The organism is Sphingorhabdus sp. (genome assembly GCF_044374345.1).
GTDB lineage: Bacteria > Pseudomonadota > Alphaproteobacteria > Sphingomonadales > Sphingomonadaceae > Sphingorhabdus_B.
In genome coordinates this window covers 1-16617 of record NZ_JBILOS010000004.1, presented here as the reverse complement: position 1 = coordinate 16617, position 16617 = coordinate 1, and the positions used below count along the sequence as shown (strand labels likewise).

The following is a 16617-nucleotide window of genomic DNA, read 5'->3' as shown; positions in this document are numbered from 1 at the left end:
TCCTGTGCCGATAATGACTGCAACGGACAAGAGGAAATACGCCATTTGCACTTGCCTTGCGGCGCGGCTGTCGTCAGAGCGAAACGATTATGACTGCAACCATACATAAAATCGGCGGAAATCGTGCGCCATCTTTGGAACCCATGTTCAAGCTGGTCGCACCCGGAATGAACAAGGTAAACGCGGTCATTTTGGACCGTATGCAGTCAGAAATCCCGCTGATTCCTGAACTGGCCGGGCATCTTATTGCTGGCGGTGGAAAGCGGATGCGGCCGATGCTGACATTGGCCTGCGCGCAGCTTCTCGATTATCCCGGTGATCGTCATCACAAGCTGGCAGCGGCCGTCGAGTTTATTCACACCGCAACCTTGCTGCACGATGACGTCGTCGACGGCAGCGACATGCGCCGTGGCAAAACCGCCGCCAACCTTATTTTCGGCAACCCTGCCGCCGTGTTGGTTGGTGACTTCCTGTTCAGTCGCTCATTTGAGCTGATGGTCGAAGACGGATCGCTTAAGGTTCTCAAAATCTTGTCGAACGCGTCTGCCGTCATTGCAGAGGGAGAGGTCAATCAATTGACCGCCCAGCGGCAAATTTCGACGACCGAAGAGAAATATCTCGAAATCATTGGATCGAAGACTGCGGCCTTGTTCGCAGCGGCCTGCCGGATTGCGGCGGTCGTGGCCGAAAGCGGCGACGCGCAAGAAATGTCGCTGGACGCATATGGCCGCAATCTGGGGATCGCATTTCAATTGGTTGACGATGCCATTGATTATGTGTCCGATGGCGCAACCATGGGCAAGGACAGCGGTGACGATTTCCGCGACGGCAAAGTAACGTTGCCCGTCATTCTGGCCCATATCCGTGGCAGTGCCGATGAACAGAAATTCTGGCGCGACGCGATGCTTGGCAACCGGATTTCGGATGCGGATTTGCAGCATGCGCGCACGTTGCTGCAGGCGCATAATGCGATTGACGATACGCTGGATCGCGCGCGGCATTATGGCCAACGCGCGATTGATGCGATTGCGCATTTCCCCAATGGTGAAGCCAAATCTGCGCTGACTGAGGCGGTCGAATTCGCCATAGCACGCGCATATTGATCGCACGGTCAGTGCCGATGCAGCACGGGCACAGGCGCAATTCATGATCACAGCCGGAAACCACCATGGCTGAAAAGACATCGGACCATATGCTGCCCGTCATGGCCGTGATGTCAGACCTGCTGGCATCGTTGCGTGCATCACCCAATGCCGTCCTGATTGCGCCGCCAGGGGCGGGTAAGACCACGATGGTTGCCCCTGCATTGTTGGACGAACCTTATTGCGATGGCCAGATTTTGCTGCTGTCCCCACGCCGCCTTGCCGCGCGTATGGCGGCAGAGCGCATTGCGGAGGGGCTAGGCGAAGCCGTTGGGGGACGGGTTGGCTACACGACGCGGCTGGATAGCAAACAAGGCCCCAATAGCCGCATTTTGGTCATGACCGAGGGTATTTTTCGAAACCGCATCATCAGCGACCCAGAGCTTGTCGGCGTTTCTGCGGTCTTGTTTGACGAAGTCCATGAACGCAGCATCGACAGCGACTTTGGCCTTGCGCTGGCGCTTGAGGCACAAGCGGCATTCCGGCCCGATCTGCGTGTGCTTGCGATGTCGGCAACCTTGGATGGTTCCAGATTTTCGCAGTTGATGGGCGATGCGCCAGTGGTCGAGAGCGATGGCAAAAGATGGCCGCTGGATTTCCAATATGTCGGCCGTCGCGCCGAACAGGCAATCGAAACCGATATCGTGCGCGCGGTCCGGCAGGCGCTGTCCGAAGAAAACGGCGATATTCTGGTTTTCTTGCCCGGCGTGCGCGAAATTGACCGCGCCGTGGACAGTCTCGGGACGATCAGCGAAGACATCGTCGTGCATAAATTGCATGGCCAAATCGATCCGGCGGCGCAAAGGCTGGCCGTCCGCCGTGACGCGCAGCAACGCCGGAAAATCATTTTTGCGACCAATATCGCCGAGACCAGCCTTACCATTGATGGCGTTCGCATCGTCATCGACAGTGGCTTGGCGCGGCGCGCGCGGTTCGACCAAGCGGCTGGCGTTACGCGGCTGGTGACCGAGCGCGCGAGCCTGTCTGCGGTAACGCAGCGGGCAGGGCGTGCCGCGCGGCAGCAGGCGGGCGTTGCCTATCGGTTGTGGCAGGAAGCCGGCAATGGCGGACTTCCGCCATTTGACCCGCCCGAAATATTGGAAAGCGACCTTGCGCCGTTGCTGCTCGACTGCGCGCGTTGGGGCGAGAATGATCCCGCCAAATTGCGCTGGCTTGATGGCCCGCCAGCACCCGCGCTTCAGCAAGCGCGCAAGCTTTTGCTGTCCATCAACGCGCTCGACGCGTCGGGGCATATTACGCCGCATGGCGTTCAGCTTGCAGACCTCCCGTTACCCCCGCCGCTCGCACATATGGTCGTTGAAGCGTCCAAGAGCGGACAAAGCGAAGATGCGGCCATGCTTGCCCTGCTGCTGCAGGAACGCGGGCTTGGCGGGCAAGGCGAGAATATCGAAACGCGGTTTGAACGTTTTGTCGGCGAACGCAGCCCTAAGGCGGATGCCGCGCGCAAGCTGGCGCAGCGCATATCGCGGATGTGCCGCAGCGGCGCTGGCGGACAAGAACCGCTCAGCATCGGCGGCCTCATCGCCACCGCCTATCCCGATCGCATTGCCAAGCGCCGCGATAACAAAGGCGAAAAATGGATTAGCGCGATGGGACGCGGATTACAGTTGGACACAGCGTCGCTTCTGGCGCGCGAAGAATGGCTCGCGGTGGCCGATGTTCAAGGCGCTGCATCGGGCGCGCGCATATTGTCCGCCGCGCCATTGACGGAAGCCGAGATACTCAGCCATTTCGCCCACCGGATAACACAGGAAGAGGCCCTGTCTTACGATAAAAACGCCGACCGTGTGGATGCGCGCGTGCAGCGGCGGATCGGTGCGATCGTCTTAAGCGAAGGTCGCGTGGAAAAACCCGACCAAGCGGCCGTGGCGCGTGCGTTACTGGCCGCAGTGCGAGAAATGGGTGTGGGCGCGCTGCCATGGTCAAAAGCGGCGGTTGCGCTGCGTGAGCGCGCACAATTTGCAGGCATAGCAGCTGTCAGTGACGAGGCATTATTGGAAGCGGCGGAGCAATGGCTTTTGCCGCTGCTGATGGGCGTGAACCGGCTGCGCGATGTCTCACCCGCGGCATTGTCGACAGCGCTCGACAATATGCTGGGCTGGGATCAGCGCACGCGCATTGACCAAATCGCGCCAGCATCCTTTGTCAGTCCCGCAGGAACGACACATGCCATCGATTATGCAGCAGAAGCCGGGCCAACGGTTGAGCTTCGCGTACAGGGCTTGTTTGGCCTTGATAGCCACCCCACGGTCGGCGCGGAACGCATTGCGCTGGTGTTAAGCCTGACGTCGCCTGCTGGTCGTCCAATCCAGACCACCCGCAACCTGCCAGAGTTTTGGCGCGGTAGCTGGCGTGACGTGGCCAAGGAAATGCGGGGGAGATATCCGCGGCATAACTGGCCTGATGCGCCGTGGGAGAGTGTGGCCAGCCTGAAGACGAAAAAGGCCCAGGCGCGCGATGTGCCCCGCAACGCTTGACGAATCCATTGCCGTTCGGGCAAGGCAACCGCGAACATAATTTTCAGGAAATATCCATGTCTGCCCGTATTTTTCAGCGTCCCAAAAATGCCATGCAATCGGGCCGTGGCCGCACGAACGAATGGGTGCTTGAGTTTCAGTCGAACGAACCGCGCAAGGCCGACCCGTTGATGGGTTGGGCGGGTTCAGGCGATACGCAATCGCAGGTCCAGTTGACCTTTCCAACGCTTGATGCCGCGCGCGCTTATGCCGACAAAAAAGGCATCGCCGCGACCTACATTCCCACACCGCCCAAAACCCTGAAGCTTCAGGCTTATGCGGATAATTTCCGTTAAAACAGCATCCCGGGCAGCATCAGCAGCTTGACGTCGACAACGCAGCCCTCGTCGCGCTTCGATTGAACGAAGCGTGGCAAATCGTGCAGGGCGACGCGATGCACGATGATATTCTCGCCATCAACACCGCCGCCTTCGCTTATTTTTGTCAGGCCATGTGCGCGCACCAGTGAAAAGCTTTCGCTGACCATGCCGGGGGATGAGAAAAACTCACCGACGATTTCAAGCCTGTCCGCCCGATAGCCGGTTTCTTCCTCAAGCTCGCGTGCGGCAGAGGTGAGCGTGTCCTCGCCTTCTTCATGGTCGCCAATCAGACCGGCGGGAAGCTCGATACAATTTGCGCCAAGTGGCACGCGATATTGTTCGACAAGCAAGACATGGTCATCTTCGACCGCCAAGATAACGCCTGCCTTGATACCGCGCGCGCGACTGACATATTCCCATGTTCCGCGTGTCTTCGCCGTGATGAAGCGGCCTTGCCACATCACGTTTTCGACGTCTTCGTCTGCATTCATAGCTGGATAAGCCTGTCGGGTATTTCGTTGGGGTTTTCGCTGCCTTTGGGGAAATGCTCCGCCAAAACAACACCCATTTGCGCAACAGCGGCGGCAACGCCCTGTCCGGGGTTGCCCGCCTTCACATGCTCAAGCAGCGCAACCATCGCATCGCCCCAAACTTCTGGCGCGACCTTTGATGCAATGGCTTCGTCCGCAACGATTTCGGCCCGATGCTCCAGCATCGACAAATATAACAAAACGCCGGTGCGCCCGACAGTCTTGGATTCGGTTCCGACCTTAAACAGGCTGATCGCATGGTTACGCACGCGTGCCAATTTTGTCGCTTTGGGTGTTAGCCAAAGACGCAACGGCATCCATTTCAGGATCAGCCACGTCCCAACCCATTTCAGGGCAACCGCTGTCAACAACAATGCGACATATTCGTTGGTGGTATATTCATGGCCCCAACCACCGGTCAGGCGGTTGATGAGGGCGATGTAGATGTCAGGGAAGGTGGTATAGGTCGCGAGCGCCACAAAGGCGACGCCGCTTGCCCATGCAATGCCGATGTCTTCATAATGGTCGGACAGATCGGTGACGATGGTCACGATTTCGCCGCTTGTGTGATGCTCGGCATCCGCGACTGCCGCCGTTACCAACGCGTGGTCGGCTTCGGTCATCCGGCTAATTTTAGTTAAGGCCATAACGATACTTTCTACCAACCACCCGAAGCACCGCCGCCGCCGAAGCTGCCGCCGCCTCCGCCAAAACCACCGCCGCCGAAGCCGCCACCACCACCGCCCCAGGATGATCCGCCACCGCCCCAGATGATGACCGGAGCCATGCCGCCACGCCGGTGCTTGCGCCCGCCACCGTTTGTCGAGCGGATCATGGGCAGAAATACGAAGAAGATCATGAACAGGATGAAGATAATCGCACCGAACGGTATGCCTTCGTCCTGGCCCTGACGCTGCTCCGCTGCTTGTGCAATTTTGGCGGCTTCGTCGGCCGGTAACTCAAGCTGCGTGACGATGCGGTCGACGCCTGCGTTAACACCACCGGCAAAATCGCCCGCCTTGAAAAGTGGCGTGATGTCGTTGCGAATGATGGTTGATGACAGGCCGTCGGTCAGGACGGGTTCAAGACCATAGCCAACCTCGATCCGCATTTTGCGTTCATTGGGCGCGACGATCAGGATCGCGCCATTGTCTTTTTCGGTCTCGCCTTTGCCATCCTGCCCAAGCGCCCAATGGCGGCCAAGCCGATATCCATAATCGGATATTTCATAGCCTTCGAGGCTGTTTAATGTGGCCACCACCAATTGTCGCTTGGTGCGCGTTTCAAGCCCCTGCAACTTGGCGGTCAACACTGCTTCTTGCTGCGGATCGAGCAGATTTGCCTGATCGACAACACGCCCCGAAAGCGTGGGGAAGTTTTGCGCAAGCGCTGACTGACCGGTTACGGCCAAAAGCAGCGCTGTCAGCAGGCCAAGGGCCTTTTTCATGTGTGTAATCCCAAAAGGGGTTAGTTTGCGGGCGCCATATCAAGCGTCGGTGCGGTTTCGGCGCCTTGCGTGGTGGCTTGATATGGGACCATCGGTTGCGCGCCGTGAATGATTTTTGCGCCGATAATATCGGGGAAAGTGCGGATGGTGGTATTATACCCGCGCACAGCCTCGTTATAATCGCGCAAGGTGATGCGCACCCGGTTCTCCTGACCTTCAAGCTGATCCTGCAGCTTCAGATAGCCCTCTTGGCTCTTCAACTGCGGATATTGCTCAACCGATACGAGCAGGCGCGAGAGGCTGCCCGACAATTGGTTTTGTGCGGACTGGAAAGCGGCCATCTTGGCCGGGTTGGCCAGATCATCAGGATTGACCTGAATATTGGGCGATGTCGCGCGCGCGCGCGCCTCGATGACTTCGGTCAACGTTTTGTTTTCCTGCGCAGCTGCGCCTTTGACGATATTTGCCAGATTTGGAATAAGGTTGGCGCGCTCTTGAAACGCGGCCTGGACGTCGGCCCATTTTGCCTTGGCATTTTCTTCAGCGGTCGGAACACTGTTGATGCCGCAGCTTGCAAGAGAGAGGGCCGCAGCGGTTAATAGCAAAGATTTTACAACTTGGTTACGCATCGAAAGAGCTCCTCCAACGGGCTGTCGCCCAGATTTCAGCCGTTTAAACGGCGTGTGTTACATACATAAGGCGCAGCTATGGCTTTCGCAATGTCTGCTATCGGCAATATGTCATGTTTTGCTGTCGGGCATTGTCAAGATATGCGCTGTCCATTGGATGTGACGATAAATTCATTTCGCTTTCGCGCGATTATCTGATGTATTGCGAAGGTAGATTCAGGGGCGACGGAAATAACGTTGCTCAAAAAATGACCACTGGGGGAGCAAGATGAAAAAATGGATATACGGTATAATGTTTGTGATCGCGGCTGCGGCTGGCGGTTTCTGGGCGAGCGCGGACAAGGATATGAAAGCGCTCATCGCCAACCTGCCGACGGACGCTAACGTGCTGTTCTGGAGCGTTGAGCAGCGCGATGCCGGTTTCCGCGCATTGGACCGCATTCCGATATTGGCGAAATCGAACATCATAAAAGCGGGTGATAAGGTTTATCCCATGCCCAAGGGCGAACCGCTGACCATTGATATGGATGTCGATGCTTATATGAAGGCGCAGCGTACCGCTGGCCTCGTCATTGTCCAAGATGGCAAGATCCGTGTTGAAAAATACGGTCTCGATTTTGACGCACAGGGCAAGTGGACAAGCTTCTCTGTCGCCAAGTCCTTCACCTCGACATTGGTCGGTGCCGCCATCAAGGACGGCTATATCAAAAGCGTCGACGACATGGTCTCGGCCTATATTCCCGACCTAAAGGGTTCTGCCTATGACGACGTGACCATTGCGCAGCTGCTGACGATGACGTCGGGCGTGCGATGGAACGAGGATTATGCCGACCCCAAATCCGACGTCGCATTGTTCAACCTGCACAAGCCCGAAAAGGGCATGGATGTAACCGTCAGCTATATGCGCAATTTGCCGCGTGAAGCGCCCGCCGGAACGAAGTGGGTGTATAAGACCGGCGAAACCAACCTGATCGGCGTGTTGGTCAGCTCTGCCACCAAGAAAAAGCTGTCCGATTATCTGTCGGAAAAAGTCTGGGCACCTTATGGCATGGAACAAGACGCAAGCTGGCTTTTGGGTTCAACCGGGCATGAAATCAGCGGCTGCTGCATTCAGGCATCGACCCGTGACTATGCCCGTTTTGGCTTATTCGTTATGGGTGGCGCCAAGATAAACGGGCAAAGCATATGGCCGGATAACTGGTTGGCATCTGCAACAGTCAAACATGCCGACATCGGTATGGCTGGCAGGGGCTATGGCTATCAATGGTGGACCTATGATGACGGCAGCTATGCCGCCCAAGGTATTTTCGGGCAGGGCATCTTCATTGATCCCAAACGGAAGCTGATCATCGCGTCCAACAGCAATTGGCCAAAGGCGACCGATCCCGAAACCGTGGGCGAAGGGCGTGAAGCGTTCTACAAGGCGGTCCAAGCCGCGGTCGACGCCGACGCGAAAAAGCCCTGAATTCCGAACCATGTTGCGGTGCACAATAATTGCGTTAAATCGTAATAAAATTGCGCCGCAACATGCGGAAAAAAGTGTCTTTTCTAAGTCCCATTAATAGTCCAGCATGTGCATGTTACGATATGCTTCTGCTGGAGAATGATCATGGACTTTAAGACGTTTTTACACGCGGGCAGCAACCGCCGGGCCATGTTAAAAGGGATGGGCGTTGCCGCTGTTGGTTTCTCGCTGACCGGCGCACTTGCTGGCTGCGGTGAGAAGGAAGCCAAGAAGCTGGCCAATGGCGAAGAGGCAAAGCTGAACTTCTACAATTGGGACACCTATATCGGTGAAACCACGTTGGAGGATTATAAGGACAGCGCTGGCGTAGACGTCAACATGACACTGTTCGCCAGCAATGACGAACTGTTCGCTAAGCTGCGCGCCGGAAACCCGGGCTATGACGTTATCGTCCCATCCAACGATTTTGTGGAGCGTATGGCCGCGGCCGATATGCTGATGCCGCTTGATCAGGCGCAAATTCCGAACTTCAAAAATGTCGCCAAAGATTATCAGGATGTCCCCTATGATCCGGCACGCAAATATTCGATGCCATACACATGGCTGGCGCTTGGCATTGGCTACCGCAAGTCCAAGGTGAAGGCTGTGCCGGACAGCTGGAAAGTGCTGTTCGACAGCGATGAATATAAAGGCCGCATCGCGGTGCTGTCCGAGGCCGGCGATATGTTCCGGCTTTACGGGAAATATATGGGCAAGTCGGTGAATGCCCTCACCGATGCCGATTTGAAGGCCATCGAAGCCATGATGATCAAGCAAAAGCCGAACATCAAAGCCTTCCACGAAGACAATGGTCAGGACTTGTTGCTTAAGGGCGAAGTCGATGTGGTGCTCGAATATAATGGCGACATTGCGCAGGCGATGGTCGAAGATTCCGACATTGGTTTTGTCATCCCCAAAGAGGGCAGTCAGCTGAACTCCGACAATCTTTGCATTCCCAAGGGCGCGCCGCATCCGAAAAATGCCCACGCATTCATTAATTATTTGCTGGATGCCGAAGCCGGCAAAAAGATTACCGAAACGATTTTGTACCCAACGCCAAATGACGCCGCAAAGGCGCTGATGCCCGATGCGTACAAGAACAATCCGGTTATCTTCCCGCCAGCAGATGTTTTGGCGAAATGCGAATATGCAAAGTTCAATCCAGAGCTTCAGCCAAAATATGAGGAGGCGTTCACCCGCGTGCGGGCCGCCTAAAATATGTCGGGGGCGCTGCAAGACTGGAAAAGCCAGAAGAAACCTTTTGCCGCCGTTGTGACGGCGCCGGTATTCTGGCTTGCTCTGTTCTTTGTGGCGCCCATGGCCATTGTTTGGTTGTACAGCTTTGGGCAGAATGCCGGCCCTGCCGACATTGAAATCTCGGGTACGCTCGACAATTACAAGCGCGCCACCGAGTGGCTGTATGTATCGATTTTCCTGAAAAGCTTTGCGGTCGCGGCGCTGACCACGCTCTTGTGCCTCATCATCGGCTTTCCGGTGGCCATGGCGATTACCTTCGCCGCGCCAAAATGGCGGCCATGGTTGCTGCTGGGCATCATGCTGCCCTTTTGGACCAACCTGTTGATCCGTACTTATGCGTTGATGGCGCTGATGGGCACCAACGGATATATGAACAAGGGCTTGGCCGGATTGTGGGAAGGCGCAAGTTGGCTGCGCACGCTTGTCGGGATGCAGCCGCTTGAGGCATGGACACCCGTGCAGCTGCTTTACAATAATTTCGCGGTCGTGCTTGGGCTGGTCTATGTCCATCTGCCTTTCATGGTCTTGCCGCTCTATTCCGCGCTCGACCGGCTGGACAAAAGCCTGATTGAGGCCAGTCTCGATTTGGGCGCAGGGCATTTCAAAACCTTCATGCAGATCGTGGTTCCGCTGGCCGCACCGGGCATTGTCGCGGGCGTCATGATTACCTTGATCCCTGCACTTGGCGCGTATCTGACACCCGACCTTATGGGCGGGACGGACAGCCAGATGATCGCCAATGTTATCGAACGGCAATTCAAGCGCGCGAATGACTGGCCATTTGGCGCTGCGCTGTCGTTCCTGCTCATCTACGCGATGTTCATTCTGATTGCGTTTCAATCGATGCGTTCGAACAAAGTGAAAGCGGCGTGATAATGTTTAATCGCACCCCCATCGCGCCGTTGGAATATAGCAGAAAGCTGTGGATGCGCAGTTGGGTCGGATTGACCATGTTGTTTCTATACGCGCCGCTCATCCTATTGATGATCTTCAGTTTTAACGACAGTAAGCGCAATGTCGTGTGGAAGGGTTTTACCCTCAAATATTATGAGAAAGCGCTCAACAACGACAGTCTGGTCGAGGCGTTGGTCAACTCGCTCACCATCGCGGCGCTTGCGACGATCGTCAGCCTTGTGATTGGGGCACTCGCGGCGGTTGCGCTCTGGCGGTTCCGGTTTCCGTTCAAGGGGCTGGTTGAAGGGACCATGTCCCTGCCGATTATCGTTCCTGAGATTTGTCTGGGCGTCGCGTTTCTGATCTTTTTTGCGAAAGTGGACTGGCCAACCGATTTGCCATGGCCGCTCAATCTTTCCGCGATCACGATTGCGCATATCACATTCTGTTTCCCGTTCGTCGCCATGGTTGTGCGTGCGCGCTTGGCGAGCTTTAACAAGGAAGAGGAAGAGGCCGCAAAGGACCTTGGCGCGACCGAATGGCAGGCGTTTCGCGATGTCTTGCTGCCGCACATACGGCCGGCGTTGGTGGCGGGCGCGCTTTTGGCTTTCACGCTTAGTCTTGATGATTTCGTCATCACCTTTTTCACCAGCGGTCCGGACACGATTACCTTCCCGGTAAAGGTATATTCGATGGTCCGTTTCTCGGTCACGCCAGAGGTGAACGCCGCGTCGACAATCCTCATCCTCCTGACTGTCATCCTGACCTTCATCGCGCTGAAATTGCAGGGCGTGAAGGGCATTGCGGAAACCCATTAGAGATCATGCTTATGACCCAAGCCAAACAGCCCATCATTCAAATCCGCAACGTGTCCAAACGCTTTGGTAAGGTGACCGCTGTCGACAATATCAGTCTGGATATTGTCGCAGGCGAATTCTTCGTTCTGTTGGGACCGTCCGGCTGCGGCAAAACCACATTGCTGCGGATGATCGCCGGCTTTGAAATGCCGACCGAGGGGCAGATCATTATCGACGGGCAGGATATGAGCCTTGTGCCGCCGAACAAGCGGCCGGTGAACATGGTTTTCCAAAGCTACGCCGTTTTTCCGCACATGAACGTCACAGACAATGTCGGCTATGGCCTGCGCATATCGGGCGTATCAAAGGGCGAAATTCGTGACCGCGTTGCCGAGGCGCTTGAGCTTGTGAAACTGGGCGGATTTGAAGACCGGATGCCGGACCAGATGTCGGGCGGACAGCGCCAGCGGGTTGCACTCGCGCGCAGCCTAGTGATGCGGCCAAAGGTGCTGTTGCTCGATGAACCCTTGTCGGCGCTGGACGCCAAATTGCGCGCGCAAATGCAGTTTGAATTGGCTGATCTGCAAGACAAGGTCGGGATTACCTTTGTCACGGTCACGCATGATCAGGATGAGGCATTGTCGATGGCAAGCCGGGTTGCCGTCATCAACAAAGGCGAAGTTGCGCAACTCGCGCCGCCAGCTGATCTGTATGAATATCCCGCCAACCGCTTCGTGGCCGATTTTGTGGGTTCCGTGAACATTTTTGAGGGTAAGTTAACGCTGGACGAGCCGGATAAGGCCGCCGTCGATTGCCCCGGCCTTGGCAAAATTTACCTCAATCATGGTGTCACCGGACCGCATGGCGCCGATGTCTGGGTCGCGCTGCGTCCCGAGAAGATTTACCTGCATGTGCCCGGCGAAGGCAAAGCCGTTCGCGCAGCCGCCCAAGACGCGCCCGATGGCCACAACCTCGCGCGCGGCACGATTAAGGGCATGAGCTATCTTGGCGATATCACGCTGTATGAAATCCAGCTTGAGGGCGGGCAGATGATCCGCGTCAGCCGTCCGAACCTGTCACGCCATGATCAAGAGGATTTCACATGGGATGACAAGGTCAGCATGCACTGGCGTGCCGATAGCCCCGTGGTCCTGTTAAGCTAGACGCAAAGCGCGTCCTTCGCCGCCGCCTTAATTGTCAGCGGATGGCGCAGGCCGGACATCCAACAATGTCACGATGATGTTGCTTTCGGGACCGGAATCCGCGCCCTTGGGCATGCAGAAACGATAGGTTGATCCTGCCTGCATCATTTTCAGACCCTCCCCGAACACGGGCGATGCTTGGCTCAACGGAATTTTTTCCCATTCGCGCTGCTGCTGCACGACGCCCGTGCTGGCGTCAAAAACGGTGAAGTCGACAAGCGCCATGTCGCTATCCGTCGCGCTCTTGCCCGCGCCGGCTTTGATAAGGTCGAAGCCTAGACCGCTTGCCGTGGTTTTGGAACAACTGCGTTCTGCCACTGGAATGATTGGCTTTGGCGCTGGGTTTTTGAAGGACAGCAAATCGACTTCGAACACCAGATCTGCATTGGCGGGGATGGGGCCCGTGCCGGCTTCGCCATAGCCAAGCTTTGACGGGATGCAGAGACGGTAGCTGCCGCCAGCCTGCATCAATTGCAGACCTTGCGCAAAGCCGGGAATAACGCCGCCAACTGGAAACTGTGCATTCTGCCCGGAGTCAAACTCGGTGCCGTCAGCGGTCAGCATGCCCTTATAATTGACCATGACGCGCGATTCAGCGTTCGGGCGTTCGCCTTTGCCGGCCTTAATGACAGTATAGGACAGGCCTTCTGGTGTCGTGGTCGTGCACGTAAGAACCGGTGGCTTGGGCTTTGCCGCAACAGGGGCCGCGGCGTGTGCAGGCGTAAATGGAAGAAGCAGGGCAGGGGTGAGGGCCGCCGTGAGGGCGCGCTGAAGCATTTTGGATGTCATGGGGCCAAGGTAATCATTGGATGTGGTTTGTCTAGCGTGAACACCTTACCGTAGTGCTGATCATCCCGACCCGTCACCCTGAACTTTTTTCAGGGTCTTACTTATTGGCCGCCGCAAGTAAGATGCTGAAACGAGTTCAGCATGACGGAAATAGACGGACTAAATAACCTACCCGATCGCGCGCAACTTCGGTTCGGCTTCATCCAGCGACGTGCGAATGATGCCAATCAGATCATCGATCTGCGATGGCGTGATAATCAGTGGCGGGCACATTACGATGCTGTCGCGGATGCCGCGCACCATCAGGCCGTTGCGGATGCAGATATCGCGCACCATTGGCCCTGCCGTGCCTTCAGCCCCGCCGAAGCGCGCGCCAGTGGTCTTGTCGGCAACAACCTCGACCGCGCCCAGCAAGCCAACCGAGCGGGCTTCACCGACCAGAGGGTGGTCGCTCAGTGTCGCCAGCTTTTCGGCAAGGTACGGGCCAGTTTCGTTCCGGACTTTCTCAAACAGTCCCTCGCGCTCCATGATCTCGATATTGCGCAAGGCGACGGCGGATGCGACGGGGTGACCCGAATAGGTATAGCCATGGACGAAATCGCCACCGGTTTTAATGACCTGGACGATCTCCGCGCTCACGGCGACAGCGGAAATCGGCAGGTAACCCGACGACAGCCCCTTGGCCATGGCGATGATGTCGGGCTTTACGCCAACGGTTTCGTAGCCCCATATATTGCCCGTCCGGCCAAAGCCGCAAATGACCTCATCACAGACCAACAATATGCCATATTTGCGGCAGATTGCTTCCACCTTTGGCCAGTAATTGGCTGGCGGAATGATAACGCCGCCTGCGCCCTGTACCGGCTCACCAATGAAGGCCGCGACATTTTCCGGGCCTACTTCTAATATCTTGTCCTCAATGGCTTGCGCGCATGTGGTGCCGAAATCTTCGGGCGTCATATCGCGGCCTTCATTGTACCAATAAGGCTGGCGGACATGCTCAATACCCGCCATCGGCAAGATGCCGGGGGCAGGGAAGCCTTGGCCGTGCATGACCTTCATTCCGCCCATGCTGACGCCCGCGACGGTGGAGCCATGATAGGCATTGTGGCGGCTGATGACGATGGTGCGGCTATGTTCGCCCTTCACCTGCCAATAATGGCGTACCATCCGCAAGATGGTGTCATTGGCTTCGGAGCCGGAGCTGTTGAAAAATACATGTGGCAGGCGGCCGCCAGTCAGGCTCGCAATCTTTTCGGCCAGCAAGATGGCAGGTGCGTTCGCGGTTTTGAAGAAGCTGTTATAATATGGCAGCTCAAGCATTTGTTCGCGCGCAACCTCAGCAAGCTCATCGCGGCCATAGCCCGCGTTGACACACCACAGGCCAGCCATCCCGTCCAAAATGCGATTGCCGTCGCCATCATGGATATAGCAGCCTTCAGCATGGGTGATAATGCGGCTGCCACCCAGGTCTTCGATTTCCTGCCAGTCTGCTTGCGCGGGCAAATGGTGGGCGATGTCTAAACGGCGAAGTTCGGCGATGTCGTAATTGCGGGGCATGAGTTTTCTCCCTGATATTTGATTGCATGTGCGGAGTGCGCAAAGCGTCAGGGCGAAAAGCCTATCCGTGCTTGATAGCGGTTATAACGGGTCACGGTTATGTTCACAGATTACCCCTTAACGCCTTTCCCAAAAGGTGGAAATAGGTTTGCGAATCCACGTCATTTTCCGTTCCCCATTCGGGGTGCCACTGGACCGCCAGCAAGGGTGCGCCATTGGGTCGGGCGCTATAGGCCTCGATCAGTCCATCGGGTGCGCGTGCCTCCACCGTCAGCCCATCCGCCAGCGTGCCGATACCTTGAAAATGCACCGAGTTTACGTCCAAAGCGCCTTTGGCATAGGCAGTGGACAGCATACCACCGTCTGCGAGTTCAACCGGATGGCGGTGGTCGAACATGGCGTCGAAATCAACATCATCGGGTGCATGGTGGCGGATGAGCGTATCGCTCGCGCTCGTATCGCGGCGCAATGTTCCGCCCAAGGCGACATTGATTTCCTGAAAGCCACGGCAAATGCCAAAGACGGGCTTGCGCGCGTCAATCATGCGGTCGACCATGGACATCGCGATCTCGTCGCGGCCGTCGTCGAAGGGACCATCGCCGCCTTCGTCGCCATAAAGCCGCGTTGCGACATTTGACGGGCTGCCGGTCAACAATATGCCGTCTATGCGCGGTGCGACTTCAGCGGCGGTCATCAGGTCGGGCAACGAGGGGATGATTAACGCCGCCACATCGGCATAGGTCATGGCCGCGCGGATATAGCGGTTCATCACCGCTTGGGCGACTTCGCTGCCGACCATGCGGTTACATGCGATGACACCCAATACCGGACGGCTCATTCTGCTGACTCCTGCGTTATCTTTTGCTCACGCCGCTCCGATCAGCTCCCGGCCAATCAACATCCGGCGAATTTCATTTGTTCCTGCACCAATGTCGAGCAACTTGGCATCCCGCCAATAACGCTCGACCGGCCAATCCTTGGTATAGCCAGCGCCGCCCAATGCCTGAATGGCCTCGCCCGCAACCTTCACGGCACTTTCGCTGGCCAACAAGATCGCGCCTGCGGCGTCAAAGCGGGTGGTCTGCCCCGCGTCACATGCGCGCGCGACATTGTAGACATAGCTGCGGGCAGAATTGAGCGCGACATACATGTCGGCAATCTTCGCCTGCATCAGTTGGAAACTGCCGATGGGCTTGCCGAACTGCTTGCGTTCGCGGACATAAGGCAAAACGACGTCAAGGCAGGCTTGCATCACGCCAAGCTGAAGCCCGGCAAGCACGACACGTTCATAATCCAGCCCCGACATCAACACGCCAACGCCTCCATGCAGTGGGCCCATCATCTGTTCTTCGGATACGAAACAGTCGTTGAACACCAGTTCCGCCGTCGGCGATCCGCGCATCCCGACCTTGTCGATTTTCTGGCCGATGGAAAAACCCTCCATACCTTTCTCGATCAGAAAGGCGGTGATGCCGCGCGACGCAGCCTCAGGCGCGGTCTTGGCATAGACAACCAACGTATCTGCATAAGGCGCGTTGGTGATCCAGAATTTGGTTCCGTTCAATATGTAACCGCCCTGAACCGCTTCGGCCTTCAGCTTCATTGAAACAACGTCCGAACCTGCGCCGGTTTCGGACATCGCCAAACTGCCGACATGTTCGCCCGAAATCAGCTTGGGCAGATATTTCGCCTTTTGCTCGGGTGAGGCCCAACGCGCGATCTGGTTGACGCACAGATTGGAGTGCGCGCCATAAGACAGTCCAATGGATGCAGACGCCCGGCTGACTTCCTCAACGGCGACAACATGTTCCAAATAGCCAAGGCCAAGGCCGCCATCTTCTTGCGCAACCGTCAGGCCGTGAAGCCCAAGCGCACCCATGGCTGGCCATAATTCTTCCCGTGGAAACCAGTCATCAGCATCGATTTTGGTGGCCAAGGGCGCGATTTTATCCGTCGCAAAGCGCTGGGTGGTATCGCGGATCATGTCGGCATTTTCGCCGAGGGCAAAG

General features: G+C 56.8%; 16 protein-coding genes. 8 read left to right on the top strand and 8 right to left on the bottom strand.

Annotation, left to right across the window (positions count from 1 at the left end):
- Positions 1-89: 89 nt before the first annotated feature.
- The 3 genes from ACIQ5B_RS00870 to ACIQ5B_RS00860 all read left to right on the top strand — a co-directional run bounded on the left by ACIQ5B_RS00870 (position 90) and on the right by ACIQ5B_RS00860 (position 3975).
- Positions 90-1103, top strand: a complete 1014-nt coding sequence (locus tag ACIQ5B_RS00870; protein ID WP_397597360.1) for a polyprenyl synthetase family protein — start codon at positions 90-92, stop codon at positions 1101-1103.
- A 65-nt stretch (positions 1104-1168) separates the two neighbouring features.
- Complete coding sequence (gene hrpB, locus ACIQ5B_RS00865; RefSeq protein WP_397597359.1) at positions 1169-3640, top strand: ATP-dependent helicase HrpB; 2472 nt, start codon at positions 1169-1171, stop codon at positions 3638-3640.
- Positions 3641-3696: 56 nt separating this feature from the next.
- Positions 3697-3975: an ETC complex I subunit gene (locus tag ACIQ5B_RS00860; protein WP_324479731.1), complete on the top strand. Its 279-nt coding sequence runs from the start codon at positions 3697-3699 to the stop codon at positions 3973-3975.
- On the opposite strand, the gene ACIQ5B_RS00855 is transcribed toward ACIQ5B_RS00860, so the two are convergent.
- Genes ACIQ5B_RS00855 through ACIQ5B_RS00840 form a run of 4 tightly spaced genes read right to left on the bottom strand, consistent with a single transcriptional unit; the run spans position 3972 to position 6605 of the window.
- Positions 3972-4490: an NUDIX hydrolase gene (locus ACIQ5B_RS00855; RefSeq protein WP_397597358.1), complete on the bottom strand. Its 519-nt coding sequence runs from the start codon at positions 4488-4490 to the stop codon at positions 3972-3974. The genes ACIQ5B_RS00860 and ACIQ5B_RS00855 overlap by 4 nt on opposite strands.
- A complete protein-coding gene (locus ACIQ5B_RS00850) occupies positions 4487-5152 on the bottom strand; it encodes a TPM domain-containing protein (RefSeq protein WP_397597357.1) in 666 nt (221 codons plus the stop codon). The genes ACIQ5B_RS00855 and ACIQ5B_RS00850 overlap by 4 nt, the downstream gene beginning before the upstream one ends.
- A 35-nt stretch (positions 5153-5187) precedes the next feature.
- The gene (locus ACIQ5B_RS00845; RefSeq protein ID WP_397597356.1) at positions 5188-5976 is read right to left on the bottom strand and encodes a TPM domain-containing protein; all 789 of its coding nucleotides are present in this window, start codon (positions 5974-5976) and stop codon (positions 5188-5190) included.
- A gap of 20 nt (positions 5977-5996) precedes the next feature.
- On the bottom strand, positions 5997-6605 hold the full coding sequence (locus ACIQ5B_RS00840; RefSeq protein ID WP_306062883.1) for a LemA family protein: 609 nt from the start codon (positions 6603-6605) through the stop codon (positions 5997-5999).
- Between the two features lie 268 nt (positions 6606-6873).
- Between ACIQ5B_RS00840 and ACIQ5B_RS00835 the strand changes: the two genes are divergently transcribed.
- The 5 genes from ACIQ5B_RS00835 (at position 6874) to ACIQ5B_RS00815 (ending at position 12220) form a co-directional block, all read left to right on the top strand.
- On the top strand, positions 6874-8070 hold the full coding sequence (locus tag ACIQ5B_RS00835) for a serine hydrolase domain-containing protein (protein WP_397597355.1): 1197 nt from the start codon (positions 6874-6876) through the stop codon (positions 8068-8070).
- Positions 8071-8214: 144 nt separating this feature from the next.
- Positions 8215-9324, top strand: a complete 1110-nt coding sequence (locus ACIQ5B_RS00830) for a PotD/PotF family extracellular solute-binding protein (RefSeq protein WP_395628466.1) — start codon at positions 8215-8217, stop codon at positions 9322-9324.
- 3 nt (positions 9325-9327) lie between these two features.
- Complete coding sequence (locus ACIQ5B_RS00825; protein ID WP_397597354.1) at positions 9328-10239, top strand: ABC transporter permease; 912 nt, start codon at positions 9328-9330, stop codon at positions 10237-10239.
- Positions 10240-10241: 2 nt separating this feature from the next.
- Complete coding sequence (locus tag ACIQ5B_RS00820) at positions 10242-11078, top strand: ABC transporter permease (protein WP_397597353.1); 837 nt, start codon at positions 10242-10244, stop codon at positions 11076-11078.
- An 11-nt stretch (positions 11079-11089) separates the two neighbouring features.
- The gene (locus tag ACIQ5B_RS00815; RefSeq protein ID WP_397597352.1) at positions 11090-12220 is read left to right on the top strand and encodes an ABC transporter ATP-binding protein; all 1131 of its coding nucleotides are present in this window, start codon (positions 11090-11092) and stop codon (positions 12218-12220) included.
- A 27-nt stretch (positions 12221-12247) separates the two neighbouring features.
- On the opposite strand, the gene ACIQ5B_RS00810 is transcribed toward ACIQ5B_RS00815, so the two are convergent.
- From ACIQ5B_RS00810 to ACIQ5B_RS00795, 4 genes are all read right to left on the bottom strand, one after another.
- Positions 12248-13048 carry an FKBP-type peptidyl-prolyl cis-trans isomerase gene (locus ACIQ5B_RS00810; protein ID WP_397597351.1) on the bottom strand — a complete coding sequence of 267 codons (801 nt, stop codon included), beginning with the start codon at positions 13046-13048 and terminating at the stop codon, positions 12248-12250.
- Positions 13049-13216: 168 nt separating this feature from the next.
- Entirely contained in the window at positions 13217-14608 is a 1392-nt protein-coding gene (locus ACIQ5B_RS00805) for an aspartate aminotransferase family protein (RefSeq protein WP_397597350.1), read from the bottom strand.
- Between the two features lie 103 nt (positions 14609-14711).
- Positions 14712-15446 carry a gamma-glutamyl-gamma-aminobutyrate hydrolase family protein gene (locus tag ACIQ5B_RS00800; RefSeq protein ID WP_397597349.1) on the bottom strand — a complete coding sequence of 245 codons (735 nt, stop codon included), beginning with the start codon at positions 15444-15446 and terminating at the stop codon, positions 14712-14714.
- Positions 15447-15473: 27 nt separating this feature from the next.
- The coding region (locus tag ACIQ5B_RS00795) for an isovaleryl-CoA dehydrogenase (protein WP_397597348.1) at positions 15474-16617 on the bottom strand (1144 nt) is incomplete at its 5' end.

Coding starts and splice junctions, on each gene's coding strand:
- ACIQ5B_RS00830 (WP_395628466.1), top strand. CDS start 8,215: ATGGACTTTAAGACGTTTTTACACGCGGGCAGCAACCGCCGGGCCATG.
- ACIQ5B_RS00850 (WP_397597357.1), bottom strand. CDS start 5,152: ATGACCGAAGCCGACCACGCGTTGGTAACGGCGGCAGTCGCGGATGCC.
- ACIQ5B_RS00845 (WP_397597356.1), bottom strand. CDS start 5,976: ATGAAAAAGGCCCTTGGCCTGCTGACAGCGCTGCTTTTGGCCGTAACC.
- ACIQ5B_RS00855 (WP_397597358.1), bottom strand. CDS start 4,490: ATGAATGCAGACGAAGACGTCGAAAACGTGATGTGGCAAGGCCGCTTC.
- ACIQ5B_RS00870 (WP_397597360.1), top strand. CDS start 90: ATGACTGCAACCATACATAAAATCGGCGGAAATCGTGCGCCATCTTTG.
- ACIQ5B_RS00815 (WP_397597352.1), top strand. CDS start 11,090: ATGACCCAAGCCAAACAGCCCATCATTCAAATCCGCAACGTGTCCAAA.
- hrpB (WP_397597359.1), top strand. CDS start 1,169: ATGGCTGAAAAGACATCGGACCATATGCTGCCCGTCATGGCCGTGATG.
- ACIQ5B_RS00825 (WP_397597354.1), top strand. CDS start 9,328: ATGTCGGGGGCGCTGCAAGACTGGAAAAGCCAGAAGAAACCTTTTGCC.
- ACIQ5B_RS00860 (WP_324479731.1), top strand. CDS start 3,697: ATGTCTGCCCGTATTTTTCAGCGTCCCAAAAATGCCATGCAATCGGGC.
- ACIQ5B_RS00810 (WP_397597351.1), bottom strand. CDS start 13,048: ATGACATCCAAAATGCTTCAGCGCGCCCTCACGGCGGCCCTCACCCCT.
- ACIQ5B_RS00835 (WP_397597355.1), top strand. CDS start 6,874: ATGAAAAAATGGATATACGGTATAATGTTTGTGATCGCGGCTGCGGCT.
- ACIQ5B_RS00820 (WP_397597353.1), top strand. CDS start 10,242: ATGTTTAATCGCACCCCCATCGCGCCGTTGGAATATAGCAGAAAGCTG.
- ACIQ5B_RS00800 (WP_397597349.1), bottom strand. CDS start 15,446: ATGAGCCGTCCGGTATTGGGTGTCATCGCATGTAACCGCATGGTCGGC.
- ACIQ5B_RS00840 (WP_306062883.1), bottom strand. CDS start 6,605: ATGCGTAACCAAGTTGTAAAATCTTTGCTATTAACCGCTGCGGCCCTC.
- ACIQ5B_RS00805 (WP_397597350.1), bottom strand. CDS start 14,608: ATGCCCCGCAATTACGACATCGCCGAACTTCGCCGTTTAGACATCGCC.